This window comes from Thermodesulfobacteriota bacterium (assembly GCA_040756475.1).
Classification (GTDB): Bacteria; Desulfobacterota; Deferrisomatia; order Deferrisomatales; family JACRMM01; genus JBFLZB01.
Genome location: JBFLZB010000106.1, coordinates 1 through 16018, shown reverse-complemented (window position 1 = coordinate 16018; position 16018 = coordinate 1). Strand labels below are relative to the sequence as shown.

Sequence of the window (16018 nt, the reverse complement as noted above, 5' to 3'; positions counted from 1 at the left end):
GCCCCTTGAAGTAGCCCCCGCCGACCCCGGCACTCTCCCTCGACGGAGCGGCTCCCCCATGCAGGTCGTCCTCTTCGCTTCCGGCCACGCGCCTCACGCCGCCCGGGCCCTCCAGGCCCTGGCCGGGATCGACCCCACGGTCTGCGTGGACGTGTGCGGCCACTCCTTCCGGCTCCTTCGGATCGTGCGCGGGCTCGGTGTGCAGCCCTCGGTCGTCGTGCTCGTCCCCGGCGACCGGGCCGACCTCGAGGAGCTCGTGCGGGGCCGGGCCGACCTGGAAGACCGGCGGCTGCTCCTCGTCCTCCCCGACGACGACGCCGAGACCGTGGCCCTGGGGCACCTCCTCCGGCCCCGGGCCGTGTGCTTCGCCTGGAGCCCGGCTGCGGAGCTTCGCTCGATCCTGGCCCGCATGCTGCTTCCCGTGGAGTGGGCGGCCCCCACCCCCCGGGCCGCGGCAGGAGAGGTGCCGTGACCGACTGCGTCCTCCTCCCGCCCGCCGCCGGGCCGAGCGGCTTCACCGTGCTCGCCGCCGACGACGACGAGGCCGTGCTGGACCTCCTCGCCCGCATCCTGACCCGGGCAGGCCACGGCGTGCTCCTGGCCCGCGACGGGGCCGAGGCCCTGCGGCTCTTCGAGGAGCACCGCCCGGACGTGACCCTGCTCGACATCTTCATGCCGCGGGTGACGGGTCTGGAGGCCCTGCGCCGCATCCGGGCCTCCTGGGGGGACGCGGAGGTGGTGCTCGTCACCGGCATGGCCCACACCGACCTGGTGATCCAGGCCCTGCGCCACGGGGCTTCGAACTTCGTGGAGAAGCCCTTTCGCCCCTCGGCGTTGCTCGACCAGCTCGAGTGGTCTCTGCTGCGGCGCGGTCTCCAGCGCGAACAGGCCTGCCTGGCGTGCGAGCTGGCCGCGGTGGACGAGAGGCCCGGATCGCGATGAGCCCCTCCGCCCGAACCCACGGCGCCGCGGTGCCCGCCCCGGCTCCGGAGGCCGCGGCCGCGTGGGCCCGGGCCGCAGAGGAGGGAGCATTCGCCCTCGATGCATTCTCGGGCGCCTCCGAGACCGAGTTCGCGGCCTTCGGTGGGAGGGTGCAGGCCTGCCTCGCCCAGGCGGAGGAGCTCGCCCGGAGCGCCGCCCATACCGCCGGCATCCTGGGCGACGCGGGGGCCGCCGACCGGCTGGCGTCGTTTCGGGGGAACCTGACGCAGCTCGCGGTTCACGGAGAGGCGAGCCGCGAGCTCGCGGCTCGCATGGGGGCGGTCCTGGACGCCACGGCGGCAGGCCTGGGGGAGATCTCCCCCTTCGCCCACTCCTTCCAGCGCTCGGTGCGGACCCTGCGCAACCTGGGCGTGGCCACCCTCATGGAGAGCGCCCGCCCGGGCGCCGGGGGGGCCGAGTTCGCCCCTCTGGCGGCCGACGTGCAGCACCTGGGCGAACGGATCTCGCGCCACTTCTCCGAGGTGCTCCTGCGCACCCAGGCCATCGGCAAGGAGGTGGGCGCGGCGCGGAGCCTGCTGGGTGCCTCGAACGCCGCAAGTGCCGGACCCGTGGGAGCCCAGGACTCTGCATCCGGAGAACTCCGGGGAATGCTCGCCGCGCTGGACGGCAGCGACGCCCTCCTGGCCGAGCTGGGCGCGCGCGCCGCGCAGGCCTCCGCCGGAATTCGGGAGAGCTCGGGGGACCTGGCCGGGCGGGTCGGCGCCATCCTCACGAACCTCCAGACCCAGGATGCCACGCGCCAGAAACTCGAGCACGTGCGCGACAGCCTGCGCCTGCTCGCCCGCTCTCTGCGGGAGCCCGCGGGCGCCGGAGACGATCCCGCGGGTCTCGCCGCAGCCCTGGCGGGGCTCCAGCGCACGCAGCTTCGCCGCGCCCGGGAGGAGTTCGGCCGGGCCATGACCGAGATCGAAGGGGCCGTCCGGGGCGTGACCGAGGCAACCTACCGCTTCGACGCCGCCGTGGCCGGTCTCGCCTCCGGCGGGGAGCCCGAGGGGGAGGCCGGCGCCACGGCCCTCGGAGACCTGGAGGAGCGCCTGCGGCGCGTCGCGGCAGCCCTGGGGAGCGAGGCGGCACGCAGCGCCCGCGTCGCCGAGGCCCTCTCCGCGGCTGCCGGGAGCGCCCAGGAGCTCACGGCCTACGTGGGGGAGATCGAAGAGATCGGCCTGGAGCTCGAGCTGGTGGCGGTCAACGCCATCACCCGGGCCTCGCGCACCGGGGCCCTGGGGCGGCCCCTGGCCGTCATCGCCCGGGAGATCCAGCGCCAATCCGCCGAGGCCCGGAGGAACACCGGGCAGGTGGCCGCGCGCCTGTCGCGCATCGCCGAGGGCGCCCGGGAGATCGAGACGCTCGCCCGGAGCTTCGTCGAGACCGCTCAGGCGGGCGCCCTGCGCATCGCGGGGGAGCTCCAGTGCCTTGTCGGCACTCTCGGCGGAGCCCACGCGCGGTTCGTCGAAGCGGCCGGCGAGCTGCGCTGCGGCGCGGCCGCCCTGGACACCAGCGTCGCACAGGCGGTCGGCGATCTCTCGCTTCCCGGCCGGCTCGAAAGCCTGGCCCAAGATCTGGAGCGGCGCCTGGAAGAGGTGGAAGCCGAGGCGAGAGCCGCCGCGCCGCAGGCCGCGGGCAAGACCTCCCGGGTCCTCCTGGAGGAGCTCTCCCGGGCCTACACCATGGAGTCCCAGCGCGAGATCCACCGGCTGCTCGCCGGCGATGGCGACGATGGCAAAGCGGGCACCTCCCCGGGCTGGCTGCCCCCCAGCCCGGGCTCTGGAGACCTCGGGGCCAACGTGGAGCTGTTCTGATGGCACGGCACGACGCATCGAACCCCGCAGAGCTGCGGCTCGAGGGAGAGCTCACCGTGTGGCGGGCCGGAGAGCTGCGCAACGCCCTCGCCACGGCCCTGGCGTCGGGTACGGACGTGGCGCTCGACCTCGGGGGCGTCGAGGCAGCCGACGCCGCAGGCCTCCAGCTCTTGTGTGCGGTCCACCAGACTGCCGCCGCAAGAGGGCACACCCTTCGGGTTCGGCTCGGCGCCGCCGTGAGTCAGGCGGCCCAGCGAGCGGGGCTTCGGCCCCGGGTAGGGTGCCGTTCGGGCTGTCTGTGGACAGGAGAGGAAGGATGAGCAAGCGCATCTTGACCGTGGACGACTCGGCGAGCATCCGTCAGGTGGTGTCCTTCACCTTGAAGGGCGGGGGCTACGAGGTGGTGGAGGCGGTGGACGGCAGGGACGCCCTGGCCAAGCTGAACGGCGCGCCCATCCACCTGGTCGTCACCGACCTCAACATGCCCAACCTCGACGGGATCGGGCTCATCCGGGAGCTGCGCGCCCAGCCCGCCACGAAGTTCACGCCGATCCTCATGCTCACCACCGAGAGCCAGGACGCCAAGAAGCAGGAGGGCAAGGCCGCCGGGGCGACGGGCTGGATCGTCAAGCCCTTCAAGCCCGACCAGCTCCTGGCCGTGGTGAAGAAAGTGCTCGGGTGATATCCATGGACCCGCACCGCGAGGCATATCTGCTGGAAGCCCAGGAGCTCCTGGCCGAGCTCGAGACCGGCCTGCTGGAGCTCGAAGAGGCCGCCGGCGACGCCGAGCTCGTGGGCCGGGTCTTCCGGGCCCTGCACACGATCAAGGGCTCGGGGGCCATGTTCGGCTTCGACGAGGTGGCCGCCTTCACCCACGAAGTGGAAAACGCCTTCGACCGGGTGCGCAGCGGCACCCTGGCAGTGAGCCGCGAGCTCGTGGACATCGGCCTGGGCGCCAAGGACCACGTCCGGGCGCTCCTCGCGGGCTCGGGCGAGCCCCGGACGGGGGAGGACGTGCTGGAGCGCCTGCGGGCGCTCACCGGGGGCGGGGCCGAAGAGGGGGCAGCCCCCTCCCAGGCCTCAGAGGGGGCCGCGGGGTCCGATCCCGAGGCTGCCGCCGATGCCACCTACCGCATCCGGTGGAAGCCCGGCCCCGGGCTTTTTGCCACGGGCACCAACCCCCTGGTGCTCCTGGACGAGTTGCGGGCGCTCGGCTCCTGCCGGGTCGTGGCCCAGACCGGAGACGTGCCGGCCCTCGACGCCCTCGATCCCCAGGAGTGCCGCCTCTACTGGGACGTCATCCTCACCACCGGGCGCGGGCGGGACGCCATCGAAGACGTCTTCCTCTTCGTCTCGGGCGAAGGCGAGGTGCGCATCGACCTCATCGACGCCGCCGGGGTCTCGGGCTGCGAAGCCGACTACAAGAGGCTCGGGGAGATCCTCGTGGAGCGGGGAGATCTGAGCGTGGAGGAGATGCGGGCCGCCCTGGCGGAGCAGAAGCGCTTTGGCGAGATCGTGGCGGACAAGGGGCTCGTCTCCCCCTCCCAGGTGGAGTCGGCCCTGGCCGAGCAGCAGGCGGTGCGCCAGGCCCGCCAGGCCCGGCAGACCCAGGCGCCGTCCGAGGGCGAGGCGGCGTCGAGCATCCGGGTGCCCTCGGAGAAGCTCGACCGGCTCGTGGACCTGGTGGGGGAGCTGGTCATCGCCCAGGCGCGCCTCACCCAGACGGCCAACACCCGGGCCGACCCGGCGCTCGTGGCCATCGCCGAGGACCTGGAGCGCCTGGCCTCCGAGCTTCGCGACAACACCCTCAACATCCGCATGGTCCCCATCGGGACCACCTTCGGCCGCTTCCGGCGCCTGGTGCGCGATCTCTCCGCCGAGCTCGGAAAGGAGATCGACCTCGTCACCGACGGGGCCGAGACCGAGCTCGACAAGACCGTGATCGAGCGCCTGGGCGACCCCCTGGTGCACCTGATTCGCAACTGCCTGGACCACGGCATCGAGGCCCCCGAGGTCCGGGCCGCCGCGGGCAAGCCCCGCCGGGGCACCGTGCGGCTGTCGGCGGCCCACGAGGGGGCGAGCGTCGTCCTCGCCATCGCCGACGACGGCCGGGGGCTCGATGCCGAGGCCATCCGCGCCAAGGCGGTGGAGAAGGGCCTCCTGTCCCCCGACGCCCGCCCGCCCGAGCGGGAGCTCTTCGACCTGGTCTTCGCCCCGGGGTTCTCCACGGCGAAGGCGGTGACGGGAGTCTCGGGCCGCGGTGTGGGCATGGACGTGGTGCGCCGCGCCATCGAGGCGCTGCGGGGGACGGTGGAGCTGGCGAGCCGCCCCGGGCGGGGCACTTCTGTCACCGTTCGGCTGCCCCTGACCCTCGCCATCATCGAGGGGCTGCTCGTGGGGGTGGGCGGCGAGCGCTACGTGGTGCCCCTCTCCCTGGTGGAGGAGTGCGTGGAGCTCGCCCAGGCGGACCGGGTGCGGGCCCGGGGCCGGAGCACCGTGGAGGTGCGCGGGCACCTGGTTCCCTACGTGCGGCTGCGGGAGTGGTTCGGGGCCGGCGGCCGCCCGCCCGAGATCGAACAGGTGGTGGTCGTGCGCCTCGAGGAGGGCCGCTTCGGCTTCGTGGTGGACGGCGTGATCGGCCAGCACCAGACCGTCATCAAGCCCCTGGGGCGCATGGTGCGCGAGGTGGAAGGCCTGTCGGGGGCGACGATCCTGGGGGACGGTGCGGTGGCCCTCATCCTCGACCCGCCCCGCATCGTGCAGGGGGTAGAGGAGGCCGCTCGGCGGGCGGCGTGAGACTGGCGCGTCGACGGAAGAATGGACCTGGGGCCATCGCCCCGATTTACGGGAGGAACGAACGATGAAGAACGTCAAGCTGGGAACCAAGCTCATCGGCGGCTTCGCGGCGGTGGCCGCCATCACCGCGGCGGTCGGCCTCTTCGGCATCTACGAGATGCGCAGCATCAACGGGCACGTGAAGGATCTCGGGCACGTGCGCCTGCCCGGCGTGGCGAACATGGCCGATGCCCAGACCCAGCTCACCCGGGTGCAGTCGGCCTTGCGCACCCTCATGAGCCCTTACATCGACGAAGAAACCCGGGAGCGCCAGTACCGAAACATCGAGGACGGGCGGCAGAAGTACCGGGAGGCCCTGGGCGCCTACGAGCCCCTGCCCAAGACGGCCCGGGAGGCCGAGATCCTTGCCCGGTTCCATCCCCTGGTGCGCGCGGCGGCGGAGAGCAACAACCAGGCGGCGGAGCTCTCCCGGAAGGTACAGGAGCTCGACGTCCTCAATCCAAACGCCTTCCTGGCGAGCCTGGAGACCTTTCGGGGGGACCACTACCGGCTCCAGACCCAGGTGGCGGAGCTCCTCCTGGCCATGAAGCCCTTCCAGGGGGGGGAGGACCCCACCGCCTGTGACTTCGGGCGGTGGCTCGGCGGGTTCCAGACCCGCAACCCGAAGATCGCCGAGACCCTCAAGGGCGTCCGCCTCCACCACGACCTCTTCCACCACGCGGTGCGCGACATCAAGAGCGCGGCGGCCAACGGCAACTACGAGACCGCGGCCGGCCAGTTCCAGGGCCGTCTGATGACCGCCGCGGAGGAGGTGTTCCGGCACTTCGACGCCCTGCGGGCCGAAGCGGTGGCCGCCCGGGATACCTTCGGGGCGATGTCGGACGTCCTCCTGGGCGAGGCCCGGCTGCGGACCGACGAGGTCCTTCGCCTCGCGGAGGAGCTCGTGGCCGTCAACGATGAGGCAGCGGAAGCGGCCGTGGCCGAAGCGGTGGCGGACGGCCGCAAGGGAATGATCGGGGCGGGCGCCGGGGTCGGGGTGGGGGTGCTGCTCGCCCTGGCCCTGGGGGTCGTGCTGACCCGGGGCATCACCCGGCCCGTGACCCTGGGGGTCGCCTTCGCCCGCAAGCTGTCCGAGGGGGACCTGACACAGACCCTCGACGTGGACCAGAAGGACGAGATCGGGGTGCTGGCGCAAGCCATGAAGCAGATGGCGGAGAAACTGCGCGAGGTGGTGGGCGAGGTGCAGACCGCCTCGGACCAGGTGGCGTCGGGGAGCCAGGAGATGAGCTCCACCTCCGAGCAGATGAGCCAGGGGGCCACCGAGCAGGCGGCTTCCATCGAGGAGGTGACCTCCAGCATGGAAGAGATGGCGGCCAACATCCGCCAGAACGCCGACAACGCCGCCCAGACCGAGAAGATCGCCCTCCAGGCCGCGGGCGACGCCAGGGAAGGGGGCCAGGCCGTGGGCAAGACGGTCTCTGCTATGAAGGAGATCGCCGAGAAGATCTCCATCATCGAGGAGATCGCCCGGCAGACGAACCTCTTGGCGCTCAACGCCGCCATCGAGGCGGCCCGGGCCGGGGACGCGGGCAAGGGCTTCGCGGTGGTGGCGGCCGAGGTGCGAAAGCTCGCCGAGCGTAGCGGCAAGGCGGCCACCGAGATCGGCGAGCTCTCCAAATCGAGCGTCGAGGTCGCCGAGAAAGCCGGCCAGATGCTCCAGAAGATCGTCCCCGACATCCAGAAGACCGCCGAGCTCGTGCAGGAGATCGCCGCGGCCAGCAACGAGCAGAACGCCGGGGCGGGCCAGATCAACAAGGCCATCCAGCAGCTCGACCAGGTGATCCAGCAAAACGCCGGCGCCTCCGAGGAGATGGCCTCCACCGCCGAGGAGCTCTCCGGCCAGGCCGAGCAGCTCCAGACCACGGTGGCGTTCTTCCGGCTCGATGACAAGGCAAAGCGGGCCGCACCGGCGGCGCGCCGCCCGGCCCAAGCCGCCCGCAAGCGCCCCTCCGCCCAGGTGGCCCACCTGACGGCCGCGGCCAAACCCGCCAAGGCTCTCTCCACCGGCCACGGCAAGGGCAACGGCAACGGCGACGCAGCAGGCTTTGCCCTCGACCTGGGCGGCGACGCCGAGGACGCGGAATTCGAGCGGTACTGATCGGACCGATCGGTCCGATCGGGCCGATGAAGAACCCAAACCGCCTCTCGGCGGAGGAGCGATACATGGCCGCTACAGCCGGTGAACAGACCAACCAATACCTCACCTTTACCCTCGACCAGGAGCACTTCGCGGTCGAGATCGCCAAGGTGCGCGAAGTGCTGGAGTTCGGGGGGCTGACCAAGGTGCCCCGCACCCCCGAGTTCATGCGGGGGGTGATCAACCTGCGGGGCAGCGTGGTGCCCGTGGTGGATCTCAAGCGCAAGTTCGGCATGGGAGCCACCGAGGCCACCGTCTCCACCTGCGTGGTGATCGCGGAGGTGGCCGTGGACGGGGAGGCCACGGTGCTGGGGGCGCTGGCCGACTCGGTGCAGGAGGTGATCGAGCTCGACCCCGCCCAGGTGGAGCCCCCGCCGCGGATCGGGACCCGGCTTCGAACCGAGTTCATCCGGGGCATGGGCAAGCGCGACGAGGAGTTCCTGATCCTGCTCGACATCGACCGGGTCTTCTCCGCTGACGAGCTCGGGCAGGTGCAAGCGGCCGGCGAGTCCGCCGCGGCGGCGTAGGTCCTCCCGTGGAAGCGGAACAGGCGCAGGAAGGCGGCGCGACCCGCCCCGGCGCGCGCCCCGGAGGGTCGGAAGGCTGGTCCCGGGCGGCGCTCCGGGGCTCGGAGTTTCGCCGGCTGGCGGAGTTCGTGCAAGGTCACTGCGGCATCCGCATGCCCGAGGCCAAGCGTGTCATGGTAGAGTCGCGGCTGCGCAAGCGACTGCGGGTCCTCGGACTTCCGTCCTTCCGGGCCTACTGCGACTATGTCTTCGGCTCCCGCGGCGAAGGGGAGCGCGTCCACCTGGTGGACGCCCTCACCACCAACAAGACCGACTTCTTCCGGGAACCCCAGCACTTCGAGTACCTGGTGCGTGCGGCCCTGCCCCAGCTCGTGCGCGAAGCGGGTTCCGGGGTGCGCCGCCCCCTGGCAGCGTGGAGCGCCGCCTGCTCCACCGGGGAGGAGCCCTACACCTTGGCCATGGTCCTCTCGGAGGTGGCAGAGGGGCTGCCCGGGTTTCGGTTCCAGGTTCTCGCTACCGACATCTCCACCCGCGTCCTGGAGCGTGCCCGGAACGCTGTGTACGCCGAAGAACGGGTGGAGCCGGTGCCCGCCCCCCTGCGCCGAAAGTATCTCCTGCGCAGCCGCGACCGCACCCAGGGGCTCGTGCGCGTGGCCCCGGAGCTTCGCTCGACGGTGCGCTTTCGCCACCTCAACCTCCTCGACGCCGACTTCGGCCTGCGGGAGCCCCAGGACGTGATCTTTTGCCGCAACGTGATGATCTACTTCGACCGGGAGACCCAGGAAGGGGTCCTGAACCGGCTGTGCCGTCACCTGGCCCCCGGGGGCTACGTCTTCCTGGGCCACTCGGAGACGATCAACGGCCTGCGGGTGCCACTTCGGCCCGTGGCACCCACGATCTACCGCCTCACGGGCGAGGCCCCGTGAGGACCACGGTCCCGTCCACTGCGTCCACCCTGTCCACTGTGTCCACCGCGTCCGCCCCCCCGGAGCGTTCATGAAGCCCATCCGCGTCCTGGTGGTCGACGACTCCGCCCTGGTGCGCCAGGCGCTGACCGACGTGCTCACGTCCGACCCCGAGATCCAGGTCATGGCCACGGCCCAGGACCCCTACGTGGCGGCGGAGCGGATGCGGCAGGAGACGCCCGACGTCATTACGCTGGACGTGGAGATGCCCCGGATGGACGGGATCACCTTCCTGAGAAAGCTCATGAGCCAGCACCCGATCCCGGTGGTCATCTGCTCGAGCCTCGCGGAGGAGCGCGCCGAGACCACCCTCAGGGCCCTGGAGTACGGGGCGGTGGAGATCATCCAGAAGCCCAAGCTCGGCACCAAGCAGTTCCTGGAAGAGTCCCGGGTGCGCATCTGCGACGCGGTGAAGGCCGCGGCCCGGGCACGGGTCAAGCGCATCGCCCCCCGGCGGGCGGTGGAGGCCAAGCTCACCGCCGATGCGGTGCTTCCCAAGCCCCGACCCGGGTCAGCGGCCATGGCCGAGACGACGGAGAAGGTAGTGGTGGTGGGCGCGTCCACCGGGGGCACCGAGGCTCTGCGGGTCTTTCTGGAGGCGCTTCCCGTCGGCGGCCCGGGCACCGTGATCGTGCAGCACATGCCCGAGGGCTTCACGGCCGCCTTCGCCCGGCGCCTCGACGGCCTGTGCCGGGTCACGGTCAAGGAGGCCGCCGACGGCGACACGGTGCTCCGGGGCCAGGCCCTCATCGCCCCGGGCAACCGCCACACGATCCTCAAGCGCAGCGGCGCCCGCTACCACGTGGAGGTGCGCGACGGGCCGCTGGTGTCGCGCCACCGCCCCTCGGTGGACGTGCTCTTCCGCTCGGCGGCGCGCTACGCGGGCCGAAACGCCGTGGGGGTGATCCTTACCGGCATGGGGGACGACGGCGCCCGGGGCATGGCCGAGCTCAAGGAGGCCGGCGCCCACACCATCGCCCAGGACGAGGCCACCTGCGTGGTCTTCGGCATGCCCCACGAGGCCATCAAGCGGGGGGCGGCTGACCAGGTGCTGCCGCTCCCGGCCATCGCGGCGGCCGTGTTGCGGGAGCACCGGTGAGGTCTTCGGCCGTTCCGAAGTTGCGGCCGCCCGCCCCTAAGGCCCCCCCGGGCGCGGGCCGGGCCCCGGAGGTCAACCTCCACCCCGGCGATCACCACGTGGCCGCCGGGCCGGTGGTGATCCGCACCTTGCTCGGTTCCTGCATCTCGGCCTGTCTCTACGACCCCGTGCGCCGGGTGGTGGGAATGAACCACTTCCTCCTGGGGAACCGCCGCTACGCCCGGGACCTGCGGGTGACCCTGAGCGAGGCGGGGCGGTACGGCATCCACGCCATGGAGCTCGTGATCAACGGGATGCTCGCCTTGGGGGCCCGGCGGGAGAACCTGCGGGCCAAGGCCTTCGGGGGCGGCGCGGTGCTGGAGAGCGGCGATCGCGCCGACAACTTCTTCTGCGTGGGCGACGTGAACCGGCGCTTCGTGCTCGAGTTCCTGAAGAACGAGGACATCCCCCTGGTCGCCTCTGACCTCGGCGGCGACTCGGGGCGTGTCATCTACTTCTCGTCCGAAGACTACTCGGTGCATGTGCGCAGGATCGGCGGGCGGGCTCGCCGGCAGCTCGCGCGCCGGGACCACCGCTTCTGGCAGGAGAAGATCCGGGCGCAGGAGCAGTTGGCCGCCGAGCCCGAGCTGTGGTAGGGAAGGGCTCAACTTTCCCGGCAAACGGCCGATCGGTTGGGCACGGCGGCACGGGACCCATGGCGCGGCGGGGACGAATGGGGGGCACCAGACCCATCCGTTCCTTCCGTCCCATGGGTCCCATCGCGTTTCCCGACGGAGCAACCAGCAGTGATCGCAGCAGCCCTCCTCGGCCTCGCCCAGAACGCGGCCTTCCTCCTGTCCCTGTGCCTCGTCTTCGACGTCCTTGCGGCGCAACGGCTGCGCGGCCCCTCGCGGCTGCGCCAGGTGATCGTGGGGCTGGCCACCGGCGCCATGGGCATCGGGGTGATGCTCACGCCCTGGCCCATCTCTCCCGGCCTCTTCTTCGACACCCGCTCGGTCCTCCTGGCCACGGCGGGGCTCTTCTTCGGCGCCGTACCGACCGCCATCGGAGTGGCCATCACCGCGGCCTTCCGCACCTTCCAGGGAGGCCCCGGCGCCGGCGTGGGGGTGGGCGTGATCCTCACCTCGGGCCTCCTGGGCATCGCCTGGCGCCGCCTGCGCCGAGAGCGGCTGGCGGAGTTGTCGTGGGGGGAGCTCTACGCCTTCGGGTTCGTCGTCAACGGGGCCATGTTGGCCTGGATGCTGGGGCTCCCGAAGCCGCTGGCGTGGGAAGTGCTCTCGGCGATCACGACTCCGGTGCTCCTCATCTATCCCCTGGGGCAGATGCTGGTGGGCATGCTGCTGAGCAACCGGCTGCACCAGGAGCGCCTCGGACAGTCCCTGGCCGAGAGCGAGGCCCGGTGGAACCAGGTGCTGAGCACCGCCCAGGACGCCATCATCATGATGGACCCAGAGGGAAGGATCTCCCTCTGGAACGACGCCGCGGTGCGCCTCTTCGGCTACGCGCGGGAGGAAGCCCTCGGGCAGGATCTCCACCGGTTCCTCGCCCCGGGGCGCTTCCGCGACGCCTTCTCCCGAGGGATCGACGGGTTTCGGGACCACGGACAGGGCAACGCCGTGGGGCGGGTGCTCGAGCTCGCGGCGCTGCGCAAGCGGGGGGAGGAGTTCCCCGTGGAGCTCTCCGTCTCGGCCGTCTCCCTGGGTGGGCAGTGGCACGCCGTCGGCATCCTGCGCGACGTCACCGCGCGGAAGCATATCGAGGAGGAGCTGCGCACCCTCTCCCGGGCGGTGGAGCAGAGCCCGGCCTCGGTGGTCATCACCGACCGGGAAGGCTCCATCGAGTACGTCAACCCCAAGTTCTGCGAGCTCACGGGCTACACCCCGGAGGAGGCTCGGGGCCAGAACCCGCGCATCCTCAAGGCCGGCACCCAGCCCGACGACCACTACGCCCAACTTTGGAAGACGATCACAGCGGGCGAGACCTGGCGCGGGGAGTTCCACAACAAGAAGAAGAACGGGGAGCTCTACTGGGAGTTCGCCTCCGTCTCGCCCATCCTGGACAGTGCCGGAGCCGTGACCCACTTCCTCGCAGTCAAGGAGGACGTGACCGAGCGCAAGGAGCGGGAGCAGGCCCTGGCGGAGAGCGAGCAGCGGTACCGCAGTCTCTTCGAGGGAAACCACGCCGCCATGCTCCTCATCGATCCGGCCTCCGGGGCGATCGTCGACGCGAACCCGGCGGCCTGCGCCTATTACGGGCACTCCCGGGAGGAGCTCACCGCCCTCAAGATCACCGACATCAACACCCTGACCCAGGAAGAGGTGTTCGCCGAGATGGCCCGGGCCCAGCAGCGGCGGCACTTCTCCTTCCGGCACCGCCTCTCTTCCGGGGAGGTTCGCGACGTGGAGGTCTACAGCGGGCCCTTGGACCTGAAGGGCCGCAAACTCCTCTACTCCATCGTCGTCGACGTTACCGACCGGGTGCGCGCCGAGCGGGAGCTGCGGGAGACGGTGGACCAACTGGAGGAGGCCACCGCCCGGGCCAACGCCCTGGCGGCGGAGGCGACCCAGGCGAGCGCGGCAAAGAGCGAGTTCCTGGCCAACATGAGCCACGAGATCCGAACGCCCATGAACGGCGTGATCGGGATGACGGGGCTCCTGCTGGACACGGGGCTCACGGCCGAGCAGCGCCGCTACGCCGAAGCGGTGCGCACCAGCGGGGAGAGCCTGCTGCGCATCATCAACGACATCCTGGATTTCTCGAAGATCGAGGCGGGCCGGCTGGAGCTCGAAGCCCTGGACTTCGACCTGCACGGGCTCTTGGAGGACTTTTCGGCGGCGCTGGCGGTGAAGGCCCACGAGAAGGGTCTGGAGTTCGTATGCGGGGCCGATCCGGACGTGCCGGTGCGGCTGCGGGGCGACCCGGGGCGGCTGCGCCAGGTGCTCAACAATCTGGTGGGCAACGCGGTGAAGTTCACCGAGCGCGGCGAGGTGGCGGTGACCGTCGGCCTTGCCGGCGGAAGGGGCGAGGGGAGGGCGCGCGCGCCGAGCGCGCCGTTCTTGGATGACGGCCGCCTCGGCGAGGCGGCCCCACCGAACCCCGTGAAGCTGCGCTTCACGGTGCGGGACACGGGCATCGGGATACCGGCGGACAAGCAGGGCCAACTCTTCGAGAGCTTTACCCAGGTGGACGCTTCCACCACGCGCCGGTACGGTGGCACGGGGCTGGGGCTCGCCATCGCCAAGCGGCTGGCCGAGCAGATGGGGGGCACCATCGGAGTGTCAAGCGAACCTGGCCGGGGGTCGGAGTTCTGGTTCACGGCGCGCCTGGGCCTTGTGCCCCCCGCCGTGGAAGCCGCGTCCAAGGCTGCGGCAACCGACCTGCGGGGCGTGCGGGCGCTGGTGGTGGACGACAACGCCACCAACCGGGAGCTCCTGCGGGTGCGCCTGGCCTCGTGGGGCATGGCGCCCGCCGAGGCCGTCGACGGCCCCGGGGCGCTGGGGGCGCTGCGGCGGGCGGCGGGGGGCGGCGCGCCCTTCGGCATGGCGATCCTCGACATGCAGATGCCGGGGATGGACGGGGAGGAGCTGGGGCGGGCCATTCGCGCCGACGCCGCGCTTTCGTCCACGGTGCTCGTGATGATGACCTCGGTGGGCCAGCGGGGGGATGCGCGGCGCATCGCCGAAGCGGGCTTCGACGCCTACCTCATCAAGCCGGTGCGCCAGTCCGAGCTCCTCGACTGCCTGGCCGACGCCTGGGCGGCGCGGGGCGAAGAGAAGGCGCCCCACCCCCTGGTGACGCGCCATACGGTGCGCGAGAGCCGAAGCCCCGGACCGACCTCGGCCGCGCTCCTGACGGGGCGGGTGCTCCTGGCCGAGGACAACGCCACCAACCAGGACGTGGCCCTGGGCATCCTGGCCAAGCTGGGGCTTCGGGCCGACGCCGTGGCCAACGGTCGCGAGGCCCTGGAAGCCCTGGCTGCCGTGCCCTACGATGTGGTGCTCATGGACGTGCAGATGCCCGAGATGGACGGGTTCGAGGCTACCCGGCGCATCCGCGACCCGGCCTCGGGGGTGCACAACCGCGCCGTGCCCATCATCGCCATGACCGCCCATGCGCTGGCGGGGGACCGGGAGCGGTGCCTGCGGGCCGGGATGAACGACTACCTGCCCAAGCCCGTGGAGCCCCGAGCGCTGGGCGAGACGCTCGGCAAGTGGCTTCCCCGCAAGGCGCAGGGGGAGCCGCCGGAGCGAGGCGAGGACAGGGAACGGGCCGGGACGGCGAGACCCAAGGGCCCGCCGACGTTCGACCGGGACGGCCTGCTGCGGCGCCTCATGGGCGACGAGAACCTGGCCCGGCGCATCCTGGCGGGCTTCGTCGAGGACGTCCCCCGCCAGCTCGCCGCCCTGGAGAAGGCCTTGGCCGAGGGCGACGCGGCGGAGGCCGAGCGCCGGGCCCATACGCTCCACGGGGCCTCGGCGGTCGCGGGTGCCGAGGCGCTGCGGGTCCTCGCCCGGGAAGCCGAGGACGACGCCCGCCGCGGCGACCTGCCGGCCGCTGCAGCGAAGCTGCCCGCCCTGAAGGGGGCCTTCGAACGGGTGCCGCGGGAGGCGAATCGGATGATGAAGGCCGGGACACAAACGGCAGAGGGACCGATGCACAGCGAAGAGGGCGAAAGCCCGTAGGGGCGCACAGCGTGCGCCCGCCGGAGCGCCCCATCCCCCGCGGGCGCACGCCGTGCACCCCTACGAGCCTGCGCGGAGCGCAACGGCGCCGAGCGGGACCACCGGGGGAGAAGGAAGAGCCACGTGAACATCCTCATCGCCGAAGACGACCCGACCTCCCGCGCGGTCCTCGTCGGCGTGCTCGGGAAACTGGGGCACGAGGTTACCGAGGCGTGCGACGGAGCGGCGGCCTGGGAGCTGGCCCGGGAGCCCGGGGCTCCCCGGCTCCTCCTCCTGGACTGGATGATGCCCGAGTTGGACGGCGTGGAGCTCTGCCGCCGCCTCAAGGAGTGCCAGCCCGACGCCCCTCCCTACGTGATCCTCGTCACGGCCCGGAGCGCCAAGGCAGATCTTGCCCGCGGCCTCGATGCCGGAGCCGACGACTACGTGGTGAAGCCCTTCGACCCGGAGGAGCTTCGAGCCCGCATCGACGTGGGCACGCGGATGCTGGCCCTCCAGGCGCGCCTCGCCGGAAAGATCGGGGAGCTCCAGGCAGCCCTGGGAGAGATCCGGACGCTTCGCGGCATCATCCCCATCTGCGCCGGGTGCAAGAAGATCCGCAACGAGCAGGGCGCTTGGACCCGGCTCGAGGCCTACATCCGCGAGCACTCCCACGCGGAGTTCAGCCACGGCCTGTGCGAGGAGTGCGTCGAGCGCCTCTACCCCGAGTTTGTGGCAGAGGCGAAGCCTCCCGAGGACGGCTGAGAGGCGGGGGCTGGGGGGCCGGAAGCCGGCCCTCCAGGATGCACCCGGGGGCGCCCGGATCGCAGGGGGTGCGGCGCCGGGCGCAGGCCCCCTTTTGGCTCTCTTTCGGCTCGTTTGGGTAGACCCGCTGGTGCGCAATCTCGGGGTCTAGGTCCGTAGGGGCGCACTGCGTGCGCCCGCAAGGGGCTGCGCTCGTCCTCGGGGGCG

13 protein-coding genes are annotated in these 16018 nt (G+C 71.9%); all 13 read left to right on the top strand.

The genetic code is table 11. From position 1 onward, the window contains the following. Positions 1-472 (top strand): hypothetical protein (locus AB1578_14965; protein MEW6489207.1); only part of this gene is annotated, 472 nt, incomplete at its 5' end. Further along, on the top strand, positions 469-942 hold the full coding sequence (locus AB1578_14960) for a response regulator (GenBank protein ID MEW6489206.1): 474 nt from the start codon (positions 469-471) through the stop codon (positions 940-942). The genes AB1578_14965 and AB1578_14960, both read left to right, overlap by 4 nt. Further along, positions 939-2801, top strand: coding sequence for a hypothetical protein (locus tag AB1578_14955; protein MEW6489205.1), 1863 nt, complete (start codon positions 939-941; stop codon positions 2799-2801). The genes AB1578_14960 and AB1578_14955 overlap by 4 nt, the downstream gene beginning before the upstream one ends. Next, positions 2801-3121 (top strand): STAS domain-containing protein, encoded by a 321-nt coding sequence (locus AB1578_14950; protein MEW6489204.1) that lies wholly within the window; start codon positions 2801-2803, stop codon positions 3119-3121. The genes AB1578_14955 and AB1578_14950 overlap by 1 nt, the downstream gene beginning before the upstream one ends. Beyond that, positions 3118-3483, top strand: a complete 366-nt coding sequence (locus AB1578_14945; GenBank protein MEW6489203.1) for a response regulator — start codon at positions 3118-3120, stop codon at positions 3481-3483. The genes AB1578_14950 and AB1578_14945 overlap by 4 nt, the downstream gene beginning before the upstream one ends. A gap of 5 nt (positions 3484-3488) precedes the next feature. Further along, the gene (locus AB1578_14940; GenBank protein ID MEW6489202.1) at positions 3489-5597 is read left to right on the top strand and encodes a chemotaxis protein CheA; all 2109 of its coding nucleotides are present in this window, start codon (positions 3489-3491) and stop codon (positions 5595-5597) included. A gap of 64 nt (positions 5598-5661) precedes the next feature. Beyond that, positions 5662-7755 carry a methyl-accepting chemotaxis protein gene (locus tag AB1578_14935; protein MEW6489201.1) on the top strand — a complete coding sequence of 698 codons (2094 nt, stop codon included), beginning with the start codon at positions 5662-5664 and terminating at the stop codon, positions 7753-7755. 65 nt (positions 7756-7820) lie between these two features. Beyond that, complete coding sequence (locus AB1578_14930; protein MEW6489200.1) at positions 7821-8321, top strand: chemotaxis protein CheW; 501 nt, start codon at positions 7821-7823, stop codon at positions 8319-8321. A gap of 8 nt (positions 8322-8329) precedes the next feature. Next, complete coding sequence (locus AB1578_14925; protein MEW6489199.1) at positions 8330-9247, top strand: protein-glutamate O-methyltransferase; 918 nt, start codon at positions 8330-8332, stop codon at positions 9245-9247. Between the two features lie 70 nt (positions 9248-9317). Further along, positions 9318-10385, top strand: a complete 1068-nt coding sequence (locus AB1578_14920; protein ID MEW6489198.1) for a chemotaxis response regulator protein-glutamate methylesterase — start codon at positions 9318-9320, stop codon at positions 10383-10385. After that, the gene (locus tag AB1578_14915) at positions 10382-11020 is read left to right on the top strand and encodes a chemotaxis protein CheD (protein ID MEW6489197.1); all 639 of its coding nucleotides are present in this window, start codon (positions 10382-10384) and stop codon (positions 11018-11020) included. The genes AB1578_14920 and AB1578_14915 overlap by 4 nt, the downstream gene beginning before the upstream one ends. 150 nt (positions 11021-11170) lie before the next feature. Next, positions 11171-15067 (top strand): PAS domain S-box protein, encoded by a 3897-nt coding sequence (locus AB1578_14910; GenBank protein ID MEW6489196.1) that lies wholly within the window; start codon positions 11171-11173, stop codon positions 15065-15067. 123 nt (positions 15068-15190) lie between these two features. Beyond that, positions 15191-15811 carry a response regulator transcription factor gene (locus AB1578_14905; protein ID MEW6489195.1) on the top strand — a complete coding sequence of 207 codons (621 nt, stop codon included), beginning with the start codon at positions 15191-15193 and terminating at the stop codon, positions 15809-15811. Positions 15812-16018 lie beyond the last annotated feature (207 nt).

Bases quoted from the DNA above. Each gene is read 5' to 3' on its own strand.
- AB1578_14950 (MEW6489204.1), top strand. From the start codon at position 2,801: ATGGCACGGCACGACGCATCGAACCCCGCAGAGCTGCGGCTCGAGGGA.
- AB1578_14920 (MEW6489198.1), top strand. From the start codon at position 9,318: ATGAAGCCCATCCGCGTCCTGGTGGTCGACGACTCCGCCCTGGTGCGC.
- AB1578_14935 (MEW6489201.1), top strand. From the start codon at position 5,662: ATGAAGAACGTCAAGCTGGGAACCAAGCTCATCGGCGGCTTCGCGGCG.
- AB1578_14930 (MEW6489200.1), top strand. From the start codon at position 7,821: ATGGCCGCTACAGCCGGTGAACAGACCAACCAATACCTCACCTTTACC.
- AB1578_14955 (MEW6489205.1), top strand. From the start codon at position 939: ATGAGCCCCTCCGCCCGAACCCACGGCGCCGCGGTGCCCGCCCCGGCT.
- AB1578_14940 (MEW6489202.1), top strand. From the start codon at position 3,489: ATGGACCCGCACCGCGAGGCATATCTGCTGGAAGCCCAGGAGCTCCTG.
- AB1578_14945 (MEW6489203.1), top strand. From the start codon at position 3,118: ATGAGCAAGCGCATCTTGACCGTGGACGACTCGGCGAGCATCCGTCAG.